This window comes from Nocardioides hungaricus (assembly GCF_054782915.1).
On record NZ_BAAGRO010000086.1, the window covers coordinates 1 to 1,297 of the forward strand.

Sequence of the window (1,297 nt, forward strand, 5' to 3'; positions counted from 1 at the left end):
GTGGTGATGACTGAGAAGGTGTTGCGGGTCGGTGATCTCCTCGATGGTCATGTCGCCCTCGATGTGGAGTGTCTGGACCGGATCTACCTGAACGGCTATGTGCCGAACCTTCAGGTCGGGGGGCAGGTCTCCTCGTTTATGACCGCGCATCTGAAGATCCCGCTCCCCTCCCCGGCGATCCTGGAGAAACTGGGTACTCGGTTCCGCCGTGAGGTGAAGGACTATGCCGATGTGCACCAGATCCCGGTGGTGAAGTTCACCAAGCACGACCGCAAGCAAGAGGTCATGGCCCCCCACATCGCTCGTCAGGCGAAGACCGGGGTGGGCGGGGTCGCAGCGATCGGGATCGCGCAGGAGTTCCAGAACGTCTTCGCCGCCTCCCAGCCCGCGGGCCGTGGCGAGAACGGCAACCTGATCTGGTTCAGCTTCTACCGTGCCGAGCGGCGGGTGACGTGCTTCTACTTCTACCTGTGGGACGAGGACTTCGGACCTGCGTTCATCAAGGTCTGCGCCTACTTCCCCTACCCGGTCAAGGTCTGGCTCAACGGCCACGAGTGGGCCAAACGCCAAGCCACGAAGGCGGGGATCGGGTTCACCGAGCTGTCCAACGGGTTCGCGACCTGCGAAGACCCGGTTGGGCTGCAGGCGATCTGCGACCGGCTGGGACCGGGCACGATCGAGGTGTTCTTCGAACGCTGGATGAGCCAGCTGCCGCTGCCATTGACCCAGGGCGATCAGCAGCATCACGGCCTGCCCGCACTGGCTGATGACGCGGCGCCGAGGGTCTCGGATCGGGCCGATGGGTACTGGTGGGAGTTGTCGATGCGCCAGATCGAGGTCTCTCGCACGATGGTCTTCGACGCCCCGCGTCATGCCCGGAGCTTCTTCGAGGCACTCGTGGTCGACAACCTCGACATCGGCCGTCCCGAGAGCGTCGAGCTGATCTTCTCCGGCCGTCGACCAGGCTTGGGTGGCGGGCGTGGCGGACGACCCAACCCCCCGAAGTCCGGGGGCTACAAGACCAAGATTGTCACCCGCGAGACCACCCTGGTGACCCTCAATGCGTTCTACAAGAACTCCCGGATCAAGCAATACCTCAAGGACGGCCGCGCGTTGCGGGTCGAGACCGTGATCAACAAGCCCGACGACGTCGGCTGCCTACGCCGGCTCCAACATCTCGACGAACTTCAGACCAAGGGTCGTGTCATCAACAACCGCCTGCTCGATACTGAACGTGTCGGGCAGGGTTGTGTCCTTGCGAGCCCAGCCTTTGAGCGGGTCGCACAGTCCACCGTCA

The 1,297-nt window shown here is 63.6% G+C and carries 1 protein-coding gene; it reads left to right on the forward strand.

The genetic code is table 11. The features are described 5' to 3' along the window. Positions 1-1,297 (forward strand): hypothetical protein (locus ACYVKX_RS23335; RefSeq protein WP_460836111.1); only part of this gene is annotated, 1,297 nt, incomplete at both ends.